The 19,994-nt window shown below is 36.3% G+C and carries 15 protein-coding genes and 2 pseudogenes; 9 read left to right on the top strand and 8 right to left on the bottom strand.

Annotation, left to right across the window (positions count from 1 at the left end):
- Positions 1-371 (bottom strand): AAA family ATPase (locus ABIZ51_03440; protein ID MEO7087828.1); only part of this gene is annotated, 371 nt, incomplete at its 3' end.
- Positions 372-539: 168 nt separating this feature from the next.
- Between ABIZ51_03440 and purB the strand changes: the two genes are divergently transcribed.
- The 6 genes and pseudogenes from purB (at position 540) to smpB (ending at position 8,725) form a co-directional block, all read left to right on the top strand.
- On the top strand, positions 540-1,883 hold the full coding sequence (gene purB, locus ABIZ51_03435; protein MEO7087827.1) for an adenylosuccinate lyase: 1,344 nt from the start codon (positions 540-542) through the stop codon (positions 1,881-1,883).
- A gap of 6 nt (positions 1,884-1,889) precedes the next feature.
- Entirely contained in the window at positions 1,890-2,759 is an 870-nt protein-coding gene (locus tag ABIZ51_03430) for a glycosyltransferase family 2 protein (GenBank protein ID MEO7087826.1), read from the top strand.
- Between the two features lie 279 nt (positions 2,760-3,038).
- On the top strand, positions 3,039-4,355 hold the full coding sequence (locus tag ABIZ51_03425) for a thrombospondin type 3 repeat-containing protein (protein ID MEO7087825.1): 1,317 nt from the start codon (positions 3,039-3,041) through the stop codon (positions 4,353-4,355).
- Between the two features lie 48 nt (positions 4,356-4,403).
- On the top strand, positions 4,404-5,879 hold the full coding sequence (locus tag ABIZ51_03420; protein ID MEO7087824.1) for a hypothetical protein: 1,476 nt from the start codon (positions 4,404-4,406) through the stop codon (positions 5,877-5,879).
- Positions 5,880-6,856: 977 nt separating this feature from the next.
- Positions 6,857-7,030, top strand: a pseudogene (locus ABIZ51_03415) (thrombospondin type 3 repeat-containing protein).
- A 1,242-nt stretch (positions 7,031-8,272) separates the two neighbouring features.
- Positions 8,273-8,725, top strand: coding sequence for an SsrA-binding protein SmpB (gene smpB, locus ABIZ51_03410; GenBank protein ID MEO7087823.1), 453 nt, complete (start codon positions 8,273-8,275; stop codon positions 8,723-8,725).
- 49 nt (positions 8,726-8,774) lie between these two features.
- On the opposite strand, the gene ABIZ51_03405 is transcribed toward smpB, so the two are convergent.
- Positions 8,775-9,623: a hypothetical protein gene (locus tag ABIZ51_03405; protein ID MEO7087822.1), complete on the bottom strand. Its 849-nt coding sequence runs from the start codon at positions 9,621-9,623 to the stop codon at positions 8,775-8,777.
- Between the two features lie 170 nt (positions 9,624-9,793).
- Here ABIZ51_03405 and ABIZ51_03400 point away from each other — a divergent pair, with 170 nt between their 5' ends.
- Positions 9,794-10,726 carry a hypothetical protein gene (locus ABIZ51_03400; protein ID MEO7087821.1) on the top strand — a complete coding sequence of 311 codons (933 nt, stop codon included), beginning with the start codon at positions 9,794-9,796 and terminating at the stop codon, positions 10,724-10,726.
- Between the two features lie 51 nt (positions 10,727-10,777).
- Here the strand turns inward: ABIZ51_03400 and ABIZ51_03395 are convergent, their stop codons facing one another.
- Positions 10,778-11,428 (bottom strand): protein-L-isoaspartate(D-aspartate) O-methyltransferase, encoded by a 651-nt coding sequence (locus ABIZ51_03395; GenBank protein MEO7087820.1) that lies wholly within the window; start codon positions 11,426-11,428, stop codon positions 10,778-10,780.
- 148 nt (positions 11,429-11,576) lie between these two features.
- On the opposite strand from ABIZ51_03395, the gene cdaA reads away from it, so the two are divergent.
- Complete coding sequence (gene cdaA, locus ABIZ51_03390; protein MEO7087819.1) at positions 11,577-12,377, top strand: diadenylate cyclase CdaA; 801 nt, start codon at positions 11,577-11,579, stop codon at positions 12,375-12,377.
- A 60-nt stretch (positions 12,378-12,437) separates the two neighbouring features.
- Here cdaA and ABIZ51_03385 read toward each other — a convergent pair.
- The 3 genes and pseudogenes from ABIZ51_03385 to proC all read right to left on the bottom strand — a co-directional run bounded on the left by ABIZ51_03385 (position 12,438) and on the right by proC (position 15,038).
- Positions 12,438-12,626 (bottom strand): annotated as a pseudogene (locus ABIZ51_03385) (pyrroline-5-carboxylate reductase dimerization domain-containing protein).
- A gap of 27 nt (positions 12,627-12,653) precedes the next feature.
- Positions 12,654-14,171 (bottom strand): MBL fold metallo-hydrolase, encoded by a 1,518-nt coding sequence (locus ABIZ51_03380; GenBank protein ID MEO7087818.1) that lies wholly within the window; start codon positions 14,169-14,171, stop codon positions 12,654-12,656.
- Positions 14,172-14,240: 69 nt separating this feature from the next.
- Positions 14,241-15,038, bottom strand: coding sequence for a pyrroline-5-carboxylate reductase (gene proC / locus ABIZ51_03375; GenBank protein ID MEO7087817.1), 798 nt, complete (start codon positions 15,036-15,038; stop codon positions 14,241-14,243).
- A 254-nt stretch (positions 15,039-15,292) separates the two neighbouring features.
- Between proC and ABIZ51_03370 the strand changes: the two genes are divergently transcribed.
- Entirely contained in the window at positions 15,293-16,462 is a 1,170-nt protein-coding gene (locus ABIZ51_03370; protein ID MEO7087816.1) for a glycosyltransferase family 4 protein, read from the top strand.
- Positions 16,463-16,491: 29 nt separating this feature from the next.
- Here the strand turns inward: ABIZ51_03370 and ABIZ51_03365 are convergent, their stop codons facing one another.
- A complete protein-coding gene (locus ABIZ51_03365) occupies positions 16,492-18,573 on the bottom strand; it encodes a PKD domain-containing protein (GenBank protein MEO7087815.1) in 2,082 nt (693 codons plus the stop codon).
- Positions 18,574-18,733: 160 nt separating this feature from the next.
- The gene (locus ABIZ51_03360) at positions 18,734-19,993 is read right to left on the bottom strand and encodes a T9SS type A sorting domain-containing protein (GenBank protein MEO7087814.1); all 1,260 of its coding nucleotides are present in this window, start codon (positions 19,991-19,993) and stop codon (positions 18,734-18,736) included.
- Position 19,994 lies beyond the last annotated feature (1 nt).

The raw sequence follows: 19,994 nt of genomic DNA, 5'->3' as shown, positions 1-19,994 counted from the left end.
AAATCAGCATCTGCTGGAGAAATCATCACCACAGGAAACAAGCCGATATGATCCGCTAAACGCGTGTATTCTTTTTTATTCCGTTTAAATTGTTTTTTATGATTGCGTTTTTGAGCACAATAAATTTCATCGCGCTCCTTGTTCGCAACAAATGCACCTTGAATCATAAAAAAAGATTCTTCGTGGCGAATATTCTGGCTATCAATCGGATTAAAAAAACTTTTACAAAACGATAAATAATGAATGGCATCCAACAGATTTGTTTTTCCTTCTCCGTTATTGCCCGAAAAACAGTTGATTTGCGCTGAAAAAGTGAATTCCGCTTCAGCGTAATTTTTAAAATTGAGTAAGGAAAGTTTTTCTAAATACATACGAGCGCGAAGGTCGGAAAATAAATTTTCATCCTTGCAATTTTAGAAGAAATATAAAAATGAGAATAATAGATAATTAGCAAAAAAGCGATAATCCTAAGTAAATACGCTCGAAAAATTATTTTTTTGAGTTCACTTTTTAGTATCTTCGGGCTTTAAATTTTAAAAATGGAATTGAATCAATTAACTGCTATTTCGCCTATTGACGGACGATACAGAAATACAACGCAAGCTTTTTCCGACTATTTTTCGGAGAGCGCTTTGATGAAATATCGATTGTTGGTAGAGGTAGAATATTTTATCGCGCTTTGCGAATTGCCGCTCGAGCAATTAAAATCGTTTCAAAAAAATAATTTTTCGGCGCTCCGAAATCTGGTTAAAAATTTTTCGAAGGAAGATGCGCAAAAAATAAAAGACATCGAAAAAATTACCAATCACGATGTAAAAGCAATCGAATATTTTTTGAAGGAAAAGTTTGATGCGCTTGGGTTTTCGGCGTACAAAGAATTTATTCATTTCGGATTAACCTCTCAAGATATTAATAATACAGCCATTCCTCTTTCGTTGAAAGACGCAATGAATACGATTGTTTTACCGATTTTACAAGAAATAGTTTCACATCTAAAAAAGAAATCGGAAGAATGGAAACACATTCCGATGTTGGCTAAAACACATGGACAACCTGCTTCTCCAACTATTCTCGGAAAAGAAATTGCTGTTTTTGCAGAACGAATCGAAGCACAATTGGAACAATTAAATCGGATTCCGTATTCTGCTAAATTTGGTGGCGCAACAGGAAATTTTAATGCACATCATGTGACGTTTCCGGAAATAAATTGGAAAAATTTCGCAAATACTTTCGTGAATAAAACGCTTGGTTTACAACGTTCTCAATACACCACACAAATTGAACATTACGATAATTTTGCTGCTTTTTGCGATGCAATGAAACGAATCAACACGATATGTATTGATTTGAATAGAGATGTGTGGATGTATATTTCGATGGATTATTTCAAACAAAAAATAAAAGAAGGCGAAGTGGGATCGTCAGCAATGCCGCACAAAGTGAACCCAATTGATTTTGAAAATTCGGAAGGAAATTTAGGTGTTGCAAATGCACTTTTCGAACATTTTGCAGCAAAATTGCCTGTTTCCAGATTGCAACGTGATTTAACCGATTCAACAGTTTTGAGAAATACGGGAGTTCCATTGGCGCATTCGTTCATCGCGTATCGCTCGTTATTAAAGGGTTTTGATAAATTAATTTTAAATACAAGTGCACTCGAAAAAGATTTAGAAAATAATTGGGCAGTGGTAGCAGAAGCGATACAAACTATTTTGCGCAGAGAAGCGTATCCGAATCCGTACGAAGCGTTGAAAAGCTTGACGCGTTCCAATACTAAAATTACGCAAGAATCCATTCACACATTTATCGAGGGCTTGGATGTGAGTGAAAAAATAAAATTGGAATTGAAAAAAATTTCTCCGCACAATTATACCGGCATTTAATTTCAGATGAAAGTCAGCGGTTTTACGATTGTGCGCAATGCCATTAAATTTGATTATCCCATTGTAGAAGCGATTTTATCCATTTTGTCGATTTGCGATGAAGTGATTGTGGCGGTTGGAAAATCCGATGACGACACGCTTGCGCTGATTAAATCCATTTCATCTCCTAAAATAAGAATTTTAGAAACCGTTTGGGACGACACCTTGCGTGAAGGTGGAAAAGTATTGGCGGAAGAGACAAATAAAGCATTTCACGCAATTTCAAAAGACAGCGATTGGGCTTTTTACATACAAGGCGATGAAGTGATTCACGAAAAATATTTGCCTGAAATTAAAGCGGCAATGGAAAAATATAAAGACGATAAAAGTGTGGAAGGTTTGCTTTTTGATTATGTTCACTTTTATGGATCGTATGATTTTGTAGGCGATTCAAGAAGATGGTATCAAAAAGAAATTCGTGTTGTGCGAAATGATCTTTCGATTTCGTCTTATAAAGATGCGCAAGGTTTTCGGAAAAACGGAGAGAAATTAAAGGTGAAACAAATTGCGGCATCTGTGTTTCATTACGGTTGGGTAAAGCCGCCAGAGCTGCAACAAGCAAAACAACAATCGTTTCATAAAATGTGGCACGACGATCAATGGCTCGAAAAAAATATTTTTCAAGCAGCAGCATTTGATTATTCGGAAATCGATTCCTTGAAAAAATTTGAAGGCTCGCATCCTACAGTAATGAGCAAAAGAATCAGTACTAAAAATTGGAAATTTAATTTTGATCCAACGAAAAAAAAATTTTCTGCTAAGACAAAAATTATTTTTTTGATTGAAAAGATAATCGGTAAGCGTATCGGAGAGTATAAAAATTATAAAATACTTTAGAAAAAACAGAATTCAACTATCAAAATATTTTTTTCAAAAAGCTTATGTAACAAAGAGAATACTCGCTTTTCAATCATTCTTTCATCGCCTTTATGAACAAATCTTTGTTTGTAAATACTTCAAAGCATTCGATTAAAAGTTGAGATAAGGAATACTTTTGAATTCAGTGAATGGTTGTTTTTTTGAATTGGTATTAAAAAAAGTATTTCGGGTATAAAAATTTATCTTACTTTTATTGCCATTAGTCGAAATTTAATAGGCAAATTTAAGATTTAGAATATGAAGACGAAAAATATACTATCACTCATAATTTGTTTTGCGGCAATAGCGCTGAACTCTTATGGACAAGATCAGGTAAGTAGTAAATTACCTTCTGTATCCTTAGGTACGGGCATTTTGTCTTTTTATGGGAATATTGGACAAGGACAAAATTTAGGTACAGAAAATAGAATCAGAGCGGGATACAATTTAACGGTAGAAGAGCGTTTCGGTAGCTTTTTAGGAATATCTCTCAACGGAATTTATGGTACACTTGCACAAAGCCAGAGTTCGATTATTCCCTCTCAAAATATAAATTTTCAATCCCAAATTATGCAAGGCGATGTAAATTTTATTTTTCACTTTGACAATAATTTTATCTTTCACAAGAGTTCTTCTTTTGCGCCATTTTTATCAGCAGGATTTGGCTTTTTAAATTTCAATTCCTACACTGATTTAAGAGATAAAAATGGAAATAAATACAATTATTGGACAGATGGAAGTATTCGAAATGAGCCGCAAACAGCTGGAAATATTACTACAGCACAAATTATTCAGCGCGATTACAATTACGAAACAAAGTTGGACAGTACAGGCTATGCGAGTCACACTTTCTCTATCCTGCTTAGCGGTGGTGTTAAATTCAAATTAACACCGCATTTGTATGCAAATGTTTTTGCAACGTATTATCTTACTTTAACAGATAAAATTGATAACGTTAGTGGAATTACTGCCAACGATAAATATTTATATACTGGATTTTCCATTCAATATCATTTTGGAAAAAGTGAAGATGATAACGATGCTCAATATCAAGGCGTAAATTTTAGTGCTTTGGAAAATGCGGACAGTGATGGCGATGGTGTAAAAGATATAGATGATCAATGCCCGAACACGCCTAAAGGCGTTAAGGTTGATTCTAAAGGTTGTCCGTTAGATAGCGATGGAGACGGTATCCCCGATTATTTGGACAAAGAACCGCATTCTAAAAAAGGAGCAGTTGTAGATGCCAATGGTGTTACGATGTCGGATTCCTTAATTGCTGCAAGACAAAGTAGTTATGATTCCTTAGCGACACAACGCAGTCAGATTTTTGACCAAAATCCGAATATACAAACTTTACAAAGTATGGATGCGCAAGCGGCGCAAAAAAGAAGTGCAGGAGGAAATACTTCAAAATCAAAAATTCCAGCAGAGTTTTTATCTGCGGATATCAATCACGATGGATATATTTCTTCAGACGAAATCACGAAACAAATTGATATGTTTTTTGATGGAACAAATGATTATACGGTAGATAAAATTAACCGCTTAATAGATTACTTTTTTGAACAATAAAACGTTAACAAAAATTATATGATCAGATACTTCATACTTCTTTTTAACATGCTCGGGTTATTAGTTTATCATTTGTTTCTACCCGATCCGATTACAGCCACTCAAACAATTCCCACTAATGTAAAACCCGGAGATTCCTTTACTGTACAAGTTACGGTTACCAAAGGTAGTACTGGCGGTTTTGCAAAATTGCAAGAAGATTTACCAACTGGTTTTACGGCAACAGCACTCGATTCTAAAGGAGCAACTTTCTCATTTGCGGATCATTCTGTGAAATTTATTTGGATGTCACTTCCTACCGACAATTCATTTGTAGTAACCTATCAGATTACGGTTGATGCTTCGGTCTCTGGACAACAATCATTTGGCGGAAAATTATCTTATGTGGTAGACAATAATCGTCAGTCTGCTCTTATCGCATCTTCAAACATTAATGTAGCTACTGATAATGCACCTGTTGCTTCCAATGCAGATGCTACAAACGCAACTACAACAAGCACAACAACTGCGAATAATAATTCTACAAATACGACAAGTTCAGTTACCGCGAATCCAACGAATACGACAGCTACAACTTCTTCTAATTCGACAACGTCTGCGGCAAACATAACATCTGTGAGAGTAGTTCCTACAGGAGATGTATCTGGGAGTTTTACTGTTTCACTTAGCTTAAATCGTTCGAATGTTACTGGTTTCGCTAAGTTAGAAGAAACATTGCCAATTGGTTTTACGGCTACTGCAATTGATAAAGATGGAGCATCTTTTTCTTTTTCAGATCAAAAAGCAAAATTTATTTGGTTGTCTTTACCGAGTGATTCGGTATTAAAAGTTTCATATAAAGTAACTGTTGATAATTCCATTTCCGGTTCGCAAAGTATTAATGGAGTATTTGCGTATGTGCAAGATTCTACTAAAAAGTACATCATCCCAGCAAGTACGGTTTCTATTATAAATACCAATTCAACACCGATAGCAGCAAATACTTCCACGACAAATGCTACGCCAGTTGATAATTCAACAAACAATGCTTCAGCTACAAATAGTAGTACTTCTTCAAATTCAACAAATAATACATCAGCTACAAATAGTGGTTCTAATATTGTTACGTCTGCACCAAGCACAAATACTGCGGCGAATCAAATAACATCTAATAGTACACCAGCGCCCGATAATAATTCTGTTGCAACTCCAACCAATGCTACTTCCACGAACACGGTTGCGAATATTCCTTCTGGAAGTTCTGGTGTTTCCTATAGTGTACAAATAGCAGCGCTTCACAAAGCGGTTCAAACAAGTTATTTCACATCTACCAATAAAATAAAAGAAAATATTCGATTGGAAATGATGGACGGTTACACCAAATACGTGGTAGGTAATTTTACCGAATATAAATCGGCAAGAGATCACCGTGAAGATGTGCGCGGTAAAGGAATTGTTGGTCCATTTGTAACGGCTTATAATACTGGAAAAAGAATTACAGTTCAGGAAGCGTTGATGGTTAGCAATCAAAAATGGTACAAATAATTGTGGAACAAAAAAGAGTTGAGTATCGTACAAGTGCGATTAGTGGGAGTACTCCTAATGATTAGTTCGTCTATATGACAAAAAAATATTTTTTCGTACTATTATTTTTGTGTTCCGCTGTATGCGGATATTCTCAAATCAAAAACGACAGTACGAGTACAAATAAATCTGATTCTGACGACTTTGTTTTTAGGCCTACTATTGGTTTTGGAACTGGACTTTTTTCGTACATCGGACATATTTATGCCAATGAAAATCATCATTTTCAAAATCCATTGGTTGGTAGGATTGCTTACGAAATGGACGTTTCTGAAGCTTTAAATCCTTATTTCACCTTAGATTTCTATACTTTGTTTGGGAAATTAGGCGTGAATGAAAATTTACCTCAATTGGGATTGGATCGCAATTTTGAATCCCAAATTCGACTTGGTGGCCTTCATATAGAATATAATTTTGATAATTTTTTACCCAAAAAGAGAAAAGTAAGTCCGTTTATAGGTACAGGCTTTGAGTCTTTCGAGTTTTTATCGAAAACAGACCTTTATGATAAAAACGGAAATCAATATTATTATTGGCAAGACGGAAGTATCCGAAATATGGCGCAAAATAATCCAAATGCAGGCAATTCAATTATTATTCAACGCGATTATACATACGAATCAGATATTCGTACGATGAATGTAAACGGATACGGAAAATATACCGAGCAATCCTTTGCAATACCTATAAGTGTAGGTGCTATTTTCCATTTGTCGGATCGTACTTTTTTGAAAATAGGTACTACTTTGCATTATACATTTACCAATTACATAGATGGAGTAGCACCGCAAGGAAGCAAATTGAACGATATGTTTGTGATGTCTTCTTTTTCCTTGCATTACGATTTATCTTATTTAGGACGCCGCAAACGCAATGCAGGCGATACGCTGGATGCACATCATTTTGATGATGTTGATTTTTACGCCTTGGATAAAGAAGATGCTGACAAGGATGGCGTTCCAGACATTAAAGATTCTTGTCCAGGAACACCTGCTGGTGTAGCTGTTGATAAACACGGTTGTCCTTTGGATTCAGATCACGATGGCGTTCCGGATTATTTAGACAAAGAACCGAATACACCTGCCGGTTCCTTTGTAGATGCAGACGGTGTGGCGATTAGCGATTCTACTTTCAAAAAAGATTATTTGATTTACATGGATAGTACTGGAGAATTTGCTCAAGTAATTGTACGAAACCATGAGGCAATAGGTAATTTTCCAAAAGAAAGCACGGCATCCAACAAAGAATATACTGTCGAATTAGGAACGTATAAAAACGGAATTCCTACCTCTTTAATGACAAAATTATTAAGTATTAGTGATGTGAAAGTGAATAATATGCCTGATTCTACAACAGTTTACACAGCAGGTAATTATTCTAATTATTTGGATGCTGAGCGAAGAAAAAAACAATTAACAGATGAAGATAGCATCAACAATACAAAAATTGTTTCGATAGAAAACGGGATATTTGTGGACGCCACAGCAGCAACAGCTTCGATGGGTACTAATAAAGAGACGCAAAATACTAACTCAAGTGCAACAAAGGGCAATTCAAGCAATTCTTCCGCTGCTGAAAACAATAATCCGGATAAAACCTCAAAAACGTCTGTAACAAATACGGCAGAAAATACGCATCCAAAAAATAATTTTTCAGAAGGTGCAAATTCAAGTAATTCTGCTGTAGGATCAAAAACGAGTGGAGCAGTTGTTTTTCGAGTTCAACTGGGCGCATACCGAAAAAAATTATCAAAAAATGTTTTTCGAGGCGTTCCAGATTTGTTAGAAATCCGCACCGACGATGGTTTGTACAAATACATGACGGGCTCTTTCAGCACTTTTGAACAAGCGGCGCAACACAAAGTGGATATGTTGGTAAAAGGTTATCAAGGTGCATTTATTACAGCTTACAAAGATGGAAAACGTGTTTCATTGGATAAAGTAGGAGCAACGCCTGTTAAAAATGAACCCATTGAAAATCCTCAAGATACCAGTAGTTCTGCGGTAAATACAGTAGATAAAAAATTAGTGATATTTAAAGTTCAATTGGGCGTGTTTAAAAATGATCCTCCAGCTGAAATTGCCGCTAAATTCAGTCAAATTAAAGGATTGAAAAAAGAAGTAACTTCGAGTGGCTTAAATAAATACGTGGTGGGAGAATTGAATGATTACAATGCCGCCTTAAAACTAAAAAGTGATTTGGTAAGCAAATTTGGAATCAAAGATGCTTTCGTAACAGCCTTCTTTAACGGGCAATACATTACCATCCCCGAAGCTTTGGAATTGATGAAAAATTAATTTTTAGAGTCGCTTTTTTAACACTCCGAAAAATTATTTTTTTGAAAGACAAAAACAATGACAATAATTTCATCCATTAATATAAAAAATAGAAGAGCTTCGTTCGACTATTTTTTTCTCGACAAATACCTTGCGGGAATACAACTTACTGGAACGGAAATAAAATCTATTCGCGAAGGAAAGATAAACATCAACGATGCATTTTGTTCTTATATCAACAACGAATTATGGTTGGTAAATGCTCATATTGCAGAATACACAGAGGAAAAACATTTTAACCACGCACCTAAACGCAACCGGAAATTATTGTTGCAGAAACAAGAGCTCAAAAAAATATTTTTGAAATTGAAAGATGCTGGATTGACAATTATTCCAATACGTTTTTTTATCAATGAAAAAGGATTTGCAAAAGTGGAAATTGCCTTAGCAAAAGGAAAAAAGAATTTCGATAAACGAGACAGTATTAAGAAGAAAGATGTGGAGCGAGAAATTAGCAGAAAGATAAAATAAAAAAGCCCCGAATTTCGGGGCTTTTTTATGAGATTCAAATTCTAAAAACTTAGAAATGAAGGTTTAAAACGATAGAACCTGTTCCAGTTAAACCAGTATTAATACCAGTATCTACACCAAAACTGCTTGCTCCAGCTGTTTTCATTGTAGATGATTTTATGGTAGTTCCATTCCAAACTTCGTCCGTTGCTGAACCATCACCTGTGCTTGAAAACATTACACCCCAATCGTATTCAGCTCCGATAGAAATTTTTGGAAAGATGAAATACTCAGCTCCGATAATTCCACGAACGCCAATTCCAAAAGTAGAACCTGCATTGGCTTTATCTAACCAATCACCACCACCCAAATTGTTTGCTCCGCCATTGAAATTTGCACGAATTGGCGCCGAGTATGTTGCAGAAATTGCATTACCATAAGTATAAGTATCGCTAGAACCGGAAAGCATAATCATGGCTTCTCCACCATAATATCCTTGCAATCTGGTTTTCCCCATTCTTTTTTCGATACCTGCACCCAATACGATGTTGTGGTAACCATGTTTCCAAGAATCTTTTACTGTTGCTGTTGGATCAGGAGTTGTTTGGTCTAATTCGCTATATGCGTTTTGAGTAGTAGAACCCATACCAATTCTCAAAGTAGCTCTGTAAGCTGTTGTAGCATCTACATAATACTTACCTACAATGGTTTGATCTCCGTTTAACCAATTAGCAGTTGGGTTAGCGTTGGCAGTAGAAAACATTGTTCCTACATAGTGGAAAAATGGACTTGCATCAAATCCAATTGACCAATCGCCTGATTCTGGAAGAATAGTTTCTCCCTTTTTTGATGTTAAAGTTTGTGCAAAAACACTGGATGCTCCAAATGCTAATGCCATTACGATGACTGTTTTTTTCATGTTTTTTTTTTAGTTTAAAATTCATTTATTAAAACAGGACAAAGATAAAAAATATTTTTAGGCTAAGTAGTTATTAACAATACGTTTATTTTTAACACATATTTGTTAATAACTTGCCTATGGGTCAAAAAAAAGGTTAAGTTTGCAGGATACTAACTAAAAAAACAGATATGAAAAAAACAATCTTAATTGCATCAGTTTTACTGATGGGAACAATCGGTGCATCACAAGCTCAAGGACTTTATGCAGGTGTAATGGGTGGATACGGACTTGCAGCAGTAGGACAGTCAAATCCTTCTACTACGCAATCTACTACTACTAATAATAATATGCAAACAGGAGTAAACACCACCAGCAGTACAAATGGGTTTACGAGTGCGAAATCCTCTTTAGGAAAAGGGGTAAACATTGGTATTTATGGTGGTTACATGTTTAGCAAATACTTAGGCGCTGAGTTAGAAATATCTGACGTAATGGGAGGAACTTCTACGAGCACTAGTACAAACACAACTGCTACTACAACAACTGATCCTACTGGAAACGTAAGTAATTCGGCATCCAGTGATGATAATACTTACACATATAAAGGAAGCATGATTCGCATTACACCAGCGATTCGTCTTCAAGTGGGAGATGGAAACATTCATCCATATATGGTAGCCGGAATTATCATTGGCGTTTCACCAAAATATACTTCGGAGGATGTTGAAACTACTACTGCAACAGGTAGTCCAAGTACTTCATTTGACGAAATAACGACCTACAACGGGGGATCATCTATGGGATTTCATTCTGCTTTAGGTGTTAGTTATCAGTTGAACGATAAAATTTCTATTTTCGGAGAGATTTCAGCAAATTATCAAAATTATGCTGCATCCAAAGGGATTATTACTACAGCTACATACAATGGTGCTGACCAACTTCCGGGTATGACAACATCTCAAAAGGAAACAGATTATTCAAGTTCTGCGAGTACAACTACCACCAATGGTAATCCAGCTTCTCCTGCTTCTCCTCAAACAGCTGCATACCAATATCAAGCTTTCAGCTCATTGGGATTTAACGTTGGATTAAATTTTAATTTCGGCGGAGCAAGTAAATAAAAACTTGATTTCGAAGATTTATTATAAGCCAAAACAAGAAATTGTTTTGGCTTATTTTTTATTCCATTCTTTTTCTTCCAGTAATGGGACAAATTTAAAATTGCCGAATTCGGTTTTGATAAACTGATTTTCGGGATTTTTTACCACTTTAATCATTGTTTGGGTTCCGTTTTCGCCTACAGGAATCACTAAAATACCTCCCGTTTTTAATTGATCCAACAAAGGTTGCGGAATAAATGGTGCGCCTGCGGTAACCAATACTTTATCGAATGGCGCAAATGGAACTAAGCCTTTATAGCCATCTCCATAAAAAAAACGAGGATTGTAATTTAATGCGGGCAAACTATTTTTGGTGCGATCGTACAATGTTTTTTGTCGTTCGATGGTAAATACTTTTGCGCCCATTTCAATTAAAACGCTGGTTTGATAACCCGATCCAGTACCAATTTCCAATATTTTATCGCCTTTGTTTATGTCCAATAGTTCGGTTTGAAAAGCGACCGTATAAGGTTGCGAAATAGTTTGTCCGGCGCCAATCGGAAAGGCTTTATCTTGATACGCATATTGCAAAAAAGCATTGTCTAAAAATAAATGGCGCGGAACGGCTTCGATGGCTTTTAAAACAGTTTCGGATTTAATACCTTTCTCGCGTAATTCCTCTATTAATTTCTTGCGTAAACCTTTGTGGCGATAAGTATCCATTTATAAAAAATAATTTTCCGTAAGGGAACGCAAATGTAAAAAATCCATCTCGTAAAATCAGAATTTGTTTTTTTACGTTTGAAAAAATATTTTTTCGACAGCGTATTTTTATCAGAAATCCTAAAAACAAAATTGCTACTATTGTAACATGATTTCTCTTTTGGTACCTTTATTTCTTACTTTTTCTTGGCTGGATGCAGTGGATATTCTACTGGTGGCGGTACTTTTATATCAATTATACAATTTAGTAAAAGGAACGGTTGCCATCAATATTTTTATTGGAATTGCGCTGCTTTATTTATTGTGGATAATTGTGAAAGCACTGAATATGCAGCTTTTCAGCACTTTGTTGGGTAAATTTATTGACGTTGGCGTAATCGCTATTATCATCGTTTTTCAACCCGAATTAAGACGTTTCCTTTTATTTATAGGCACCAGCGAGTTTTTCGGAAAAAATCAAACTGGAAAAAAATTTTTCAGTATGCGCTGGAAAAATAAAAAACACACTACGCCTTTGGATATCACATCGCTGGTGAAAGCGTGCCAAAATATGGCGGAAACAAAAACGGGTGCCATCATTGTTTTAACAACCAAATCCGAATTAAAATTTTACGCCAATACAGGCGATTTTTTAGATGCGAAAATTTCTGTGCGAATGATTGAAAGTATTTTTTATAAAAATAGTCCTTTGCACGACGGCGCTATTATCATTACAAACAACCGTATTCAAGCCGCCAGATGCGTTTTACCAGTGTTAGAAAATGTTGATTTTCCTGCACATTTAGGAATGCGTCATCGTGCTGCCGTTGGTATTACTGAAAATTCAGATGCCTTGGCGATTGTAGTTTCCGAACAAACTGGAGAAATATCTTTCGTAAAAGAAGGCGAATTAAAATACGGAATTACGTCAGAGCAACTAAAAGGTTTGTTGGAAAAGGAATTCGATTAAAAAAAACCGCTAAAAAGCACGTCCGAAAAAATAATTTTTTGAAGCCTCTATTTTGAAAAATTATTTTTTGTAAAGTCCATCTGCTCTCGTAGGTGCCGTTTTAATTCCTGTAATCATCGCCGAACTAAAACCTTCGTGTTCCATTTCGTTTAATCCAGCAATGGTGCAGCCGGGCGGTGACGTTACTTTGTCAATTTCACTTTCAGGATGCGCGCGATTCAACAATAAACCTGTCGTACTCAAAGCAGTGGATTTTTGAAGATGTTACTCGTGTTCTTAAATAACATTTTTCAGTTTCTTGAAATCAAATTCCGGTATTTTACAGACTTTGCACAAATCGCATTTGTTGTATGTAATCCAGTGGTCGCGTTCGTTGAAGGGATATTTGTTGACATAAGGACGCAGCGTAATTTTTTGCTTTATCCATAAATTAGTTAGTGCCGGATTGGTGAGGTAGTATTTTAGAATCCGTCCTGAGTGTTGTAACATATCATCTTTGAATATCGGAAATCTTGAAATGAGCCTGACGCAGACTATATCGAGATTTTTTTCTAAGGTCAATTCTTCGAAAACTTCTACATCCACACCATAACCGATTGATAACAGATCACCTCCCCAAGGCTTTTCAAGATTTATTGCCAATAAAGATGCTTTTATAGTTATGATTAGTCTGTCTGCTGACGTTGGCTTGTCTGTGCGCTTTACTTTCAATTCATTTCCATCAGGAAAAATGTGAAAATAATTTTCTTCGGCAATATCTTTAAAACGAATGCTGAAAAAAACATCTTGAATAACATTGGGATGATATAGCCGCTTGTTATTGTTCATGCATAATTCCAGCTCTTTTATGAGAGTTGGAATTTTATTTTCTTCCATCCATTCAATGCTATTGGCTTGTTTGATTTCATCGCTGAATACTTCATCCACTTGTTTATAAATTGTTTCATCATCACTTTTGTGATAGTCAGATATCGGATGAAATGTTTTGTGAATAAAATAATCTCCGGGATAAGTAACTGGAAATTGGATGTGTGTTTCTTTATCAAAATTGTCGCGATAATATTGCTCTATAATGCCGCGCGGAAATTTGATATTGTTGATCCAGCGGTTTTCATCACTCAGTAGTACAAAGCCAGGTGCAAACGGAATGGCAATTTCGGGCTGCAGGTATTTCGTAAACTTACAAAAGTTGTCGGCAAAAAATTGTTCTCTGATACGAGCCACTTCTTCATCATTTTTACCTGGATAATGGACTTTATTTGGGAAATAGCCAGCACCACTCCATCCGGAGAGAAGGAAATCAATTTTCTTCCAACGTGATTTGATTTCTTTCAACAGGAAGTCAACCGCTGTTTCGTGGTTGGAATTAAGTGCATCATTGATGTTAACAACGACATAATTATCACATTCAACCACAATAACACTTTCCATTGAATAACCCAAGTAAGTTATTTTAACATCTTTGTGCTGATACGTTTTGAAGCTGAGTGCTTCTGTAATATGTTGAAACTTTAGATGTTTTAAATAACTGACAATGCCTGCCCGCCATTGGAAAGGAAAAAAGATGTGTGCATCCTTGTTGATTTTTCTTAATGACTTGTTATTAAAATGGTCTTCGTGGCCGTGACTAATGAGAATAACATCTGCATTTACAACGGGAGCGATGTCATGGGGTTGTGGATATAAATACCATTGATTTTGATAAGTAGAGCCTGTAATCCAGGGGTCGAATGCAAGAACTGTTCTACCTGTATTAATTACAAAACAAGAATGAGAAATATATTCTATTCGCAAGTTGGGTTTATTAAGATTTAATAAAAACAGATGCTATAACGAGGAGTTTAATAAAATATTGCGTATAAACTATTTTTTATAAAGCCCATCCGCTCTCGCAGATGCCGTTTTAATTCCTGTAATCATCGCCGAACTAAAACCTTCGTGTTCCATTTCGTTTAATCCAGCAATGGTGCAGCCTCGCGGCGACGTTACTTTGTCAATTTCACTTTCAGGATGCGCGCCATTCAACAATAAACCTGCCGCACCCAAAGCTGTTTGCATCGCCATTTTTAGTGCTTCATCTGCATGGAACCCAATTTCAACACCGCCTTGAGAAGCGGCTCTAATAGCACGAAGAAAAAATGCGATTCCGCAGGCACACAAAGCCGTTGCGGAGGTCATTAATTCTTCTTTTATAATCGCTGTTTTTCCTACCGAATCAAAGAGTGATTGGGCTAATTCAAGTTGTTCTTTATTTGAATTGTTTGATGCGATACACGTCATGGATTGATTGATGGCAATAGCTGTGTTCGGCATTGCGCGTACAATATTTAATTTTTTTTCGAAGTGATTTTCGATGTCAGAAATAGTAACGCCAGATACGACTGAAATAATTAATTGTTCTGAACGAATGTGATTTTTTAATTCATTCAATAAAATATCTAACTGTTGTGGAAGTACTGATAATACAATGATTTTAGCGTCTTTTACAGCTTCATAATTATCGCTTGTAACTTCAAATCCGGATTGCTTTATTTTTTCAAGAGCAATCGTATTTCTACGTGTTAAAATGATTTCGTCTTGTTGGAATTTCTTCGCATTAACGAGACCTTTGGCAAGCGATAAGCCAATATTACCGCCTCCCAGAATAGCAATTTTTTTCATGATAATAAGTATAAATTAAATGAGAATATTGAATGATATTGGAAAATTAAATTCGGAAAGCTGCGCGTAGCAAGAAAATAGAATTATACCCAAAAGGGCAATTTTCCTTTGGGAGAAAAGGAAATAGTCTTCAAAGAAGAAAGTATAGAAATCAAAAAAATATTTTTGCGATACATTTTTTCTGCATTTTTACTTGCGACAACAAATGTATGCTAATTTCGCTTTTGAAAAAATAATTTTTTGAAGCCTCTATTTTGACGAAGAAAAAGCACACCATTTTATTTCTTTCCAGTTGGTATCCCAATCGATTGTTTCCAGCATTGGGAAATTTTGTGCAAAAACATGCGGAATGCGTTGCATTTTACTCCAATGTGGCCGCACTTCACGTGCGCTCCGATTCGGAAATGAGTTCAGTTTACGACGTGGTTCAGGAAACTAAAAACAATGTTTTTACAGTAAATGTTTATTACAAAAAAAACAATTTTTTACCTGGATTATCCACCATTATAAAAGCACAGCGTTATTTAAAAGGACATTTTATCGGCTATAAAATCATTAAAAAACATTTCGGTAAACCGGATTTAATTCATCTAAATATCATCAATACGGCAGGAATTATTGCGCTATTGTGGAAATTTTTTTTCAAAATTCCCTATATTATAACTGAACATTCAACATCCTTTTTAGATCAGAATCAATACAAAAAAAACACATCTCATTTTTTCACAAAAATCTGTGCGGCTTATGCCGAAAGGGTTTGTCCGGTTTCGGAAGATTTGGCAAATGCGATGAAAGCAAAAGGCATGAAAGGAATTTATACCGTCGTTCCGAATGTTGTGGATACGCAATTGTTCCAAATTTTTGGAGAAAAACAAAATATAAAATTTCAATTTATTCATATTTCCACATTGAAGGAGGAGCAAAAAAATATTTCTGGAATTATTAGAACAGTTGCAAAATTATCGTTGCAACGTTCGGATTTCGAATTGCATATTGTTCACGAAAATGAAAATGCGTTAGAAGCAAAATCGCTATCAAAAAAATTTAAAATACTCGATGAAAAAATATTTTTTGAAGGACCAAAATCTACTTCAGGAGTGGCGGAAATTTTAAGCAAATCGGATTGTTTATTGCTTTTCAGTAATTATGAAAATTTGCCTTGCGTGATTGTAGAGTCGATGGCTTGCGGAATTCCTGTCATATCAACAAATGTAGGTGGAATTTCAGAGCATGTAAACGCTAGTAACGGAATTTTAATTGAGCCGAAAGACGAAGAAAAATTGCTAAACGAGATGAATGAAATGATGGAAAAATCGAAAAAATATTCTGCTGTAAAAATAAGAAAATATGCTATTGAAAATTTCAGTTATGAAGCTGTTGGAAAAAAATTTCAGGAAATTTATCAGCAAATAAAACCGCTTTGAAAAAATAATTTTTCGAAGTCGATTTTATCTTACCTCAGCAAAGCCACGTTTCCGCGCTGTTCCACAATTTTATAATTGACCAAAGTTGCTTTTACATAATATGAAAAAACAGCTGTGTTCATTGGCTTTCCTTTGTAAGTGCCATCCCAACCAATTCTTGGATCGGTACTTTCAAAAACTTTTTCTCCCCATCGGTCGAAAATTAAAAAATCCATGCTAAGCAAACAATTGCCACGCACGTACAACACGTCGTTTTCTCCATCTCCATTTGGCGAAAAAGCGTTGGGAACAAATAGTTGTCCACAATTTACATCTACTTTTACTAATATGGTATCGAAGGCAGTACAACCATTTGAATCAGAAATCATAGCAACATAAAATGTGCTTGCCATAGGGTTTGCTTTCGGGTTTTGACACGTGTTGCAATCTAATCCAGCAGAAGGTGTCCATAAAAAATTAACACCACCCGTGGCAATCAATTGTACCGTTTCACCAATATTGATGGTGGTATCTTCTACCCCCGCTTTCTCGCCTACAATTCCAACTTCTACAAAAGGTGCAGGTTCTGATTTTACGGTTACAGAATCTTTTACAAAACAATTTCCGTTGGAAACAGTAACGGTATAAATAGTGGTGGTTGCTGGGGTTGCTATTGGATTAGCAATAGTAGTACTACTCAATCCCGCTGCCGGACTCCATGAATAGGTTGTACCACCACCTGCTGTCAGTTGTACTGGTGCGCCTGAGCAGGAAACAGTATTGGAACTCACAGTAGGAACAGGAATAGGATATACGCTTATCTTTGTATTGATGGAATCATAGCAAGAACCATTGGAAATAAGCACCCAGTAATTAGTAGTGGTAAAAGGTGTTACATTAATGGAAGGTGTAGTAGCTCCTGTATTCCAAATATAATTTGTGCCTCCACTTGCTATTAGTGTAGTAATAGCTCCTTGGCAGATAGAAGTATCACCGGTAACGGTTCCTACAGGAGATGGATTAACGGTAACGGTTGCACTTGTTGTACTAAAACAAGTTCCATTAGATACAGCAACGGAATAGGTTGTGGTAGTTGTCGGACTTACTGTAATAACTGCAGTAGAAGCACCAGTACTCCAAGTATAAGCAGATCCTCCGGAGGCAGTTAGTGTAATGGTTTTACCGCTGCATATAGTAGCACTTGAAGGAGTTATAACTGCTGTCGGACTGGCATTTACAATTACATAACCTGTTTTTGTAAGCGTATTTGATCCACTTCCGTTTGTGGCAGTGAGGCTTACATTGTATGTGCCAGGCGTATTGTAAACAACTACAGGGTTTTGTAAGGTGGACGAGTTGGGAGTTCCCCCGGCAAAAGTCCAGCTCCAACTGGTTGGAGAGTTAGTAGATAAATCTGTAAATGAAACACTTTGTCCCGCACAAATAGTTAAAGGCGTACCTGAAAAATTAGCAACTGGGATAGCTGTAGAACTTAGCGTAACACTATCTATGGCAACGGAAGGATCAACACCAGCTGCCGTAGCGGTGTTTTGCCAATTGAATCCGATTTGAACACTTGGGTTGTTATTAGCACTTGCAGGTAAGGCAACTGAATAATAAGTCCATTTTCCTTGTACTCCACACAATGCAGTTATTGGAGGACTTACAAGTGTCGTCCAAGTTGCTCCATTAAAGTAACAAACGGATGCATAATCGCTTCCAGCAAATCCTCCCATCATATAATTAAATGCTAAGGTTATGTTGGTTTTTCCAGTGCAATTAATTACTGGAGAAGTAGCTCGTTGATTGGAAACAATCGTAGCTCCATCTCCAGCGTCGTACGCTGCACCACAATCTCCTGTTGGGCAAAAAAGAGAGGCTGCTGGAGAAGTACTAACATTTGCGATGTGAAGCGAGGCATCACTTCCGCTGGTTCCACAAGCACCTCTTCCTAATCCTGATTCTGTTTCACTTACAAACCACGTATTTGCCGAAGTTCCATTGGTGCCAGTTGAAACCATTGTCCATGTTCCATTTGGGCTAGTAAAAGGTAGGGTGCAAAGACTTACACACGCAGAGGTATAATCTTCTGTCCAAAAAACTTGGGCAAATGAAGTGTTTCCAATTATCAAAAAAAACAACGTAGATAAAAAAAATGTCCGCGAAAAAGAGAATGTATATTTTCTCATACTTTTTGTTAGGTTAATGACCTCGCAATAATAGGAAATATTTAGATACGAAGCAATTTCTATTTAGGAAAAATATTTTTATAGCTTTCAAAGATTGCCAACTCTAATTTATAATGATTTTTTTTGTAATGATTCCGCTCAAGGTTCGAATTTCTAAGAAATAAATTCCTTGAGAGTAAGTTGATAAATCTATTGTTTGAAGTTCCTGAATGTTTTTATCGGCAACAGCTTGATGAAAAATAATTTGTCCTAAAACAGTATAAACATTTATGTTCTGAACCGTTTTTTCCATCCCATTCGCAAATTCTAAATTAAAACTTCCTGAAGTAGGATTCGGATAAATGGAAATATTTTTTTCATCAGTGCCGGTACACGTAATATTTATTTCGTTAAAAGAACGCGAATCTCCGTCAAAATCGGTTTGGCTAAGCCGATAATAGAGAGGAGCGTTCGATGCGGGATTTATTTCTGTAAATGTGTAATTTTTTATTTCGGTAATGTTGCCTGCTCCTCTTATTTTCCCTGCCAATTGCCAAGTTGCGCCATCTGTTGTACGTTCAATGCTGAAATAATTATTATTGGTTTCGCTGGCGGTACTCCAATTAAGTGTAACGGTATTATCCACACAATTACCTGTGAAATCTATTAAATTAATGGGAAGCCCTTTGGCTGCACTTAAGGTTACATTGTCTATCGCAACAGAAGGGTCGGTACCTAAACCATCATCATTGTTTACCCAACGGAAACCAATTTTTACATTTGCATTATTGTTGGCACTTGCTGGTAAAGCAATTGAATAAGCTGTCCATTGTCCTTGTCCACTTCCGCAAACTACTGTTTGTGCAGGAGTAGCAATTTGTGTCCAAGTAGTTCCGTCATAATACCAAACGGTTGCATAATCGGAACCGGCTTGTCCATTTTCTATGTAATCAAAAGCGAGTGTAATGCCTGTTAATCCTGTACAATTAATGGTGGGTGATTCCGCTCGCTTATCTGTTTTAACACAAATGCCCAAGCCACACAATCCTCCTGCATCGTAAGAAGCTCCTGCGTCTAATACAAAACCATCATGGGCGCCAATATGCAAACTGGCAAGTGTTGCCGTGGCACTGGCAGGTTTGCAGCCCGTGCCACATACTCCCGCAGTATGCCCATTTTCAGCACAACTTACATACCAACGATTGGCTTGTGCTGCATTTGCACCTAATGAAGTATTATCTGTCCATGCGCCATTTGTACCAGCATAAAAACTAACATCACAACCAGCTGTACAACTGTTATTAAAAGTTTCCGTCCAAAAAACTTGCGCCTTCAGTTGAGTGCTAAAGATTAAAAACAAGAGCAGGGTTGTAATTTTTGACATC

The sequence above is a fragment of the Bacteroidia bacterium genome, assembly GCA_039924845.1.
GTDB lineage: Bacteria > Bacteroidota > Bacteroidia > DATLTG01 > DATLTG01 > DATLTG01.
This window is presented reverse-complemented; position numbering and strand designations above follow the sequence as displayed.

Bases quoted from the DNA above. Each gene is read 5' to 3' on its own strand.
- ABIZ51_03395 (MEO7087820.1), bottom strand. From the start codon at position 11,428: ATGGATACTTATCGCCACAAAGGTTTACGCAAGAAATTAATAGAGGAA.
- ABIZ51_03425 (MEO7087825.1), top strand. From the start codon at position 3,039: ATGAAGACGAAAAATATACTATCACTCATAATTTGTTTTGCGGCAATA.
- ABIZ51_03405 (MEO7087822.1), bottom strand. From the start codon at position 9,623: ATGAAAAAAACAGTCATCGTAATGGCATTAGCATTTGGAGCATCCAGT.
- ABIZ51_03420 (MEO7087824.1), top strand. From the start codon at position 4,404: ATGCTCGGGTTATTAGTTTATCATTTGTTTCTACCCGATCCGATTACA.
- ABIZ51_03400 (MEO7087821.1), top strand. From the start codon at position 9,794: ATGAAAAAAACAATCTTAATTGCATCAGTTTTACTGATGGGAACAATC.
- ABIZ51_03360 (MEO7087814.1), bottom strand. From the start codon at position 19,993: ATGTCAAAAATTACAACCCTGCTCTTGTTTTTAATCTTTAGCACTCAA.
- proC (MEO7087817.1), bottom strand. From the start codon at position 15,038: ATGAAAAAAATTGCTATTCTGGGAGGCGGTAATATTGGCTTATCGCTT.
- smpB (MEO7087823.1), top strand. From the start codon at position 8,273: ATGACAATAATTTCATCCATTAATATAAAAAATAGAAGAGCTTCGTTC.
- cdaA (MEO7087819.1), top strand. From the start codon at position 11,577: ATGATTTCTCTTTTGGTACCTTTATTTCTTACTTTTTCTTGGCTGGAT.
- ABIZ51_03430 (MEO7087826.1), top strand. From the start codon at position 1,890: ATGAAAGTCAGCGGTTTTACGATTGTGCGCAATGCCATTAAATTTGAT.
- purB (MEO7087827.1), top strand. From the start codon at position 540: ATGGAATTGAATCAATTAACTGCTATTTCGCCTATTGACGGACGATAC.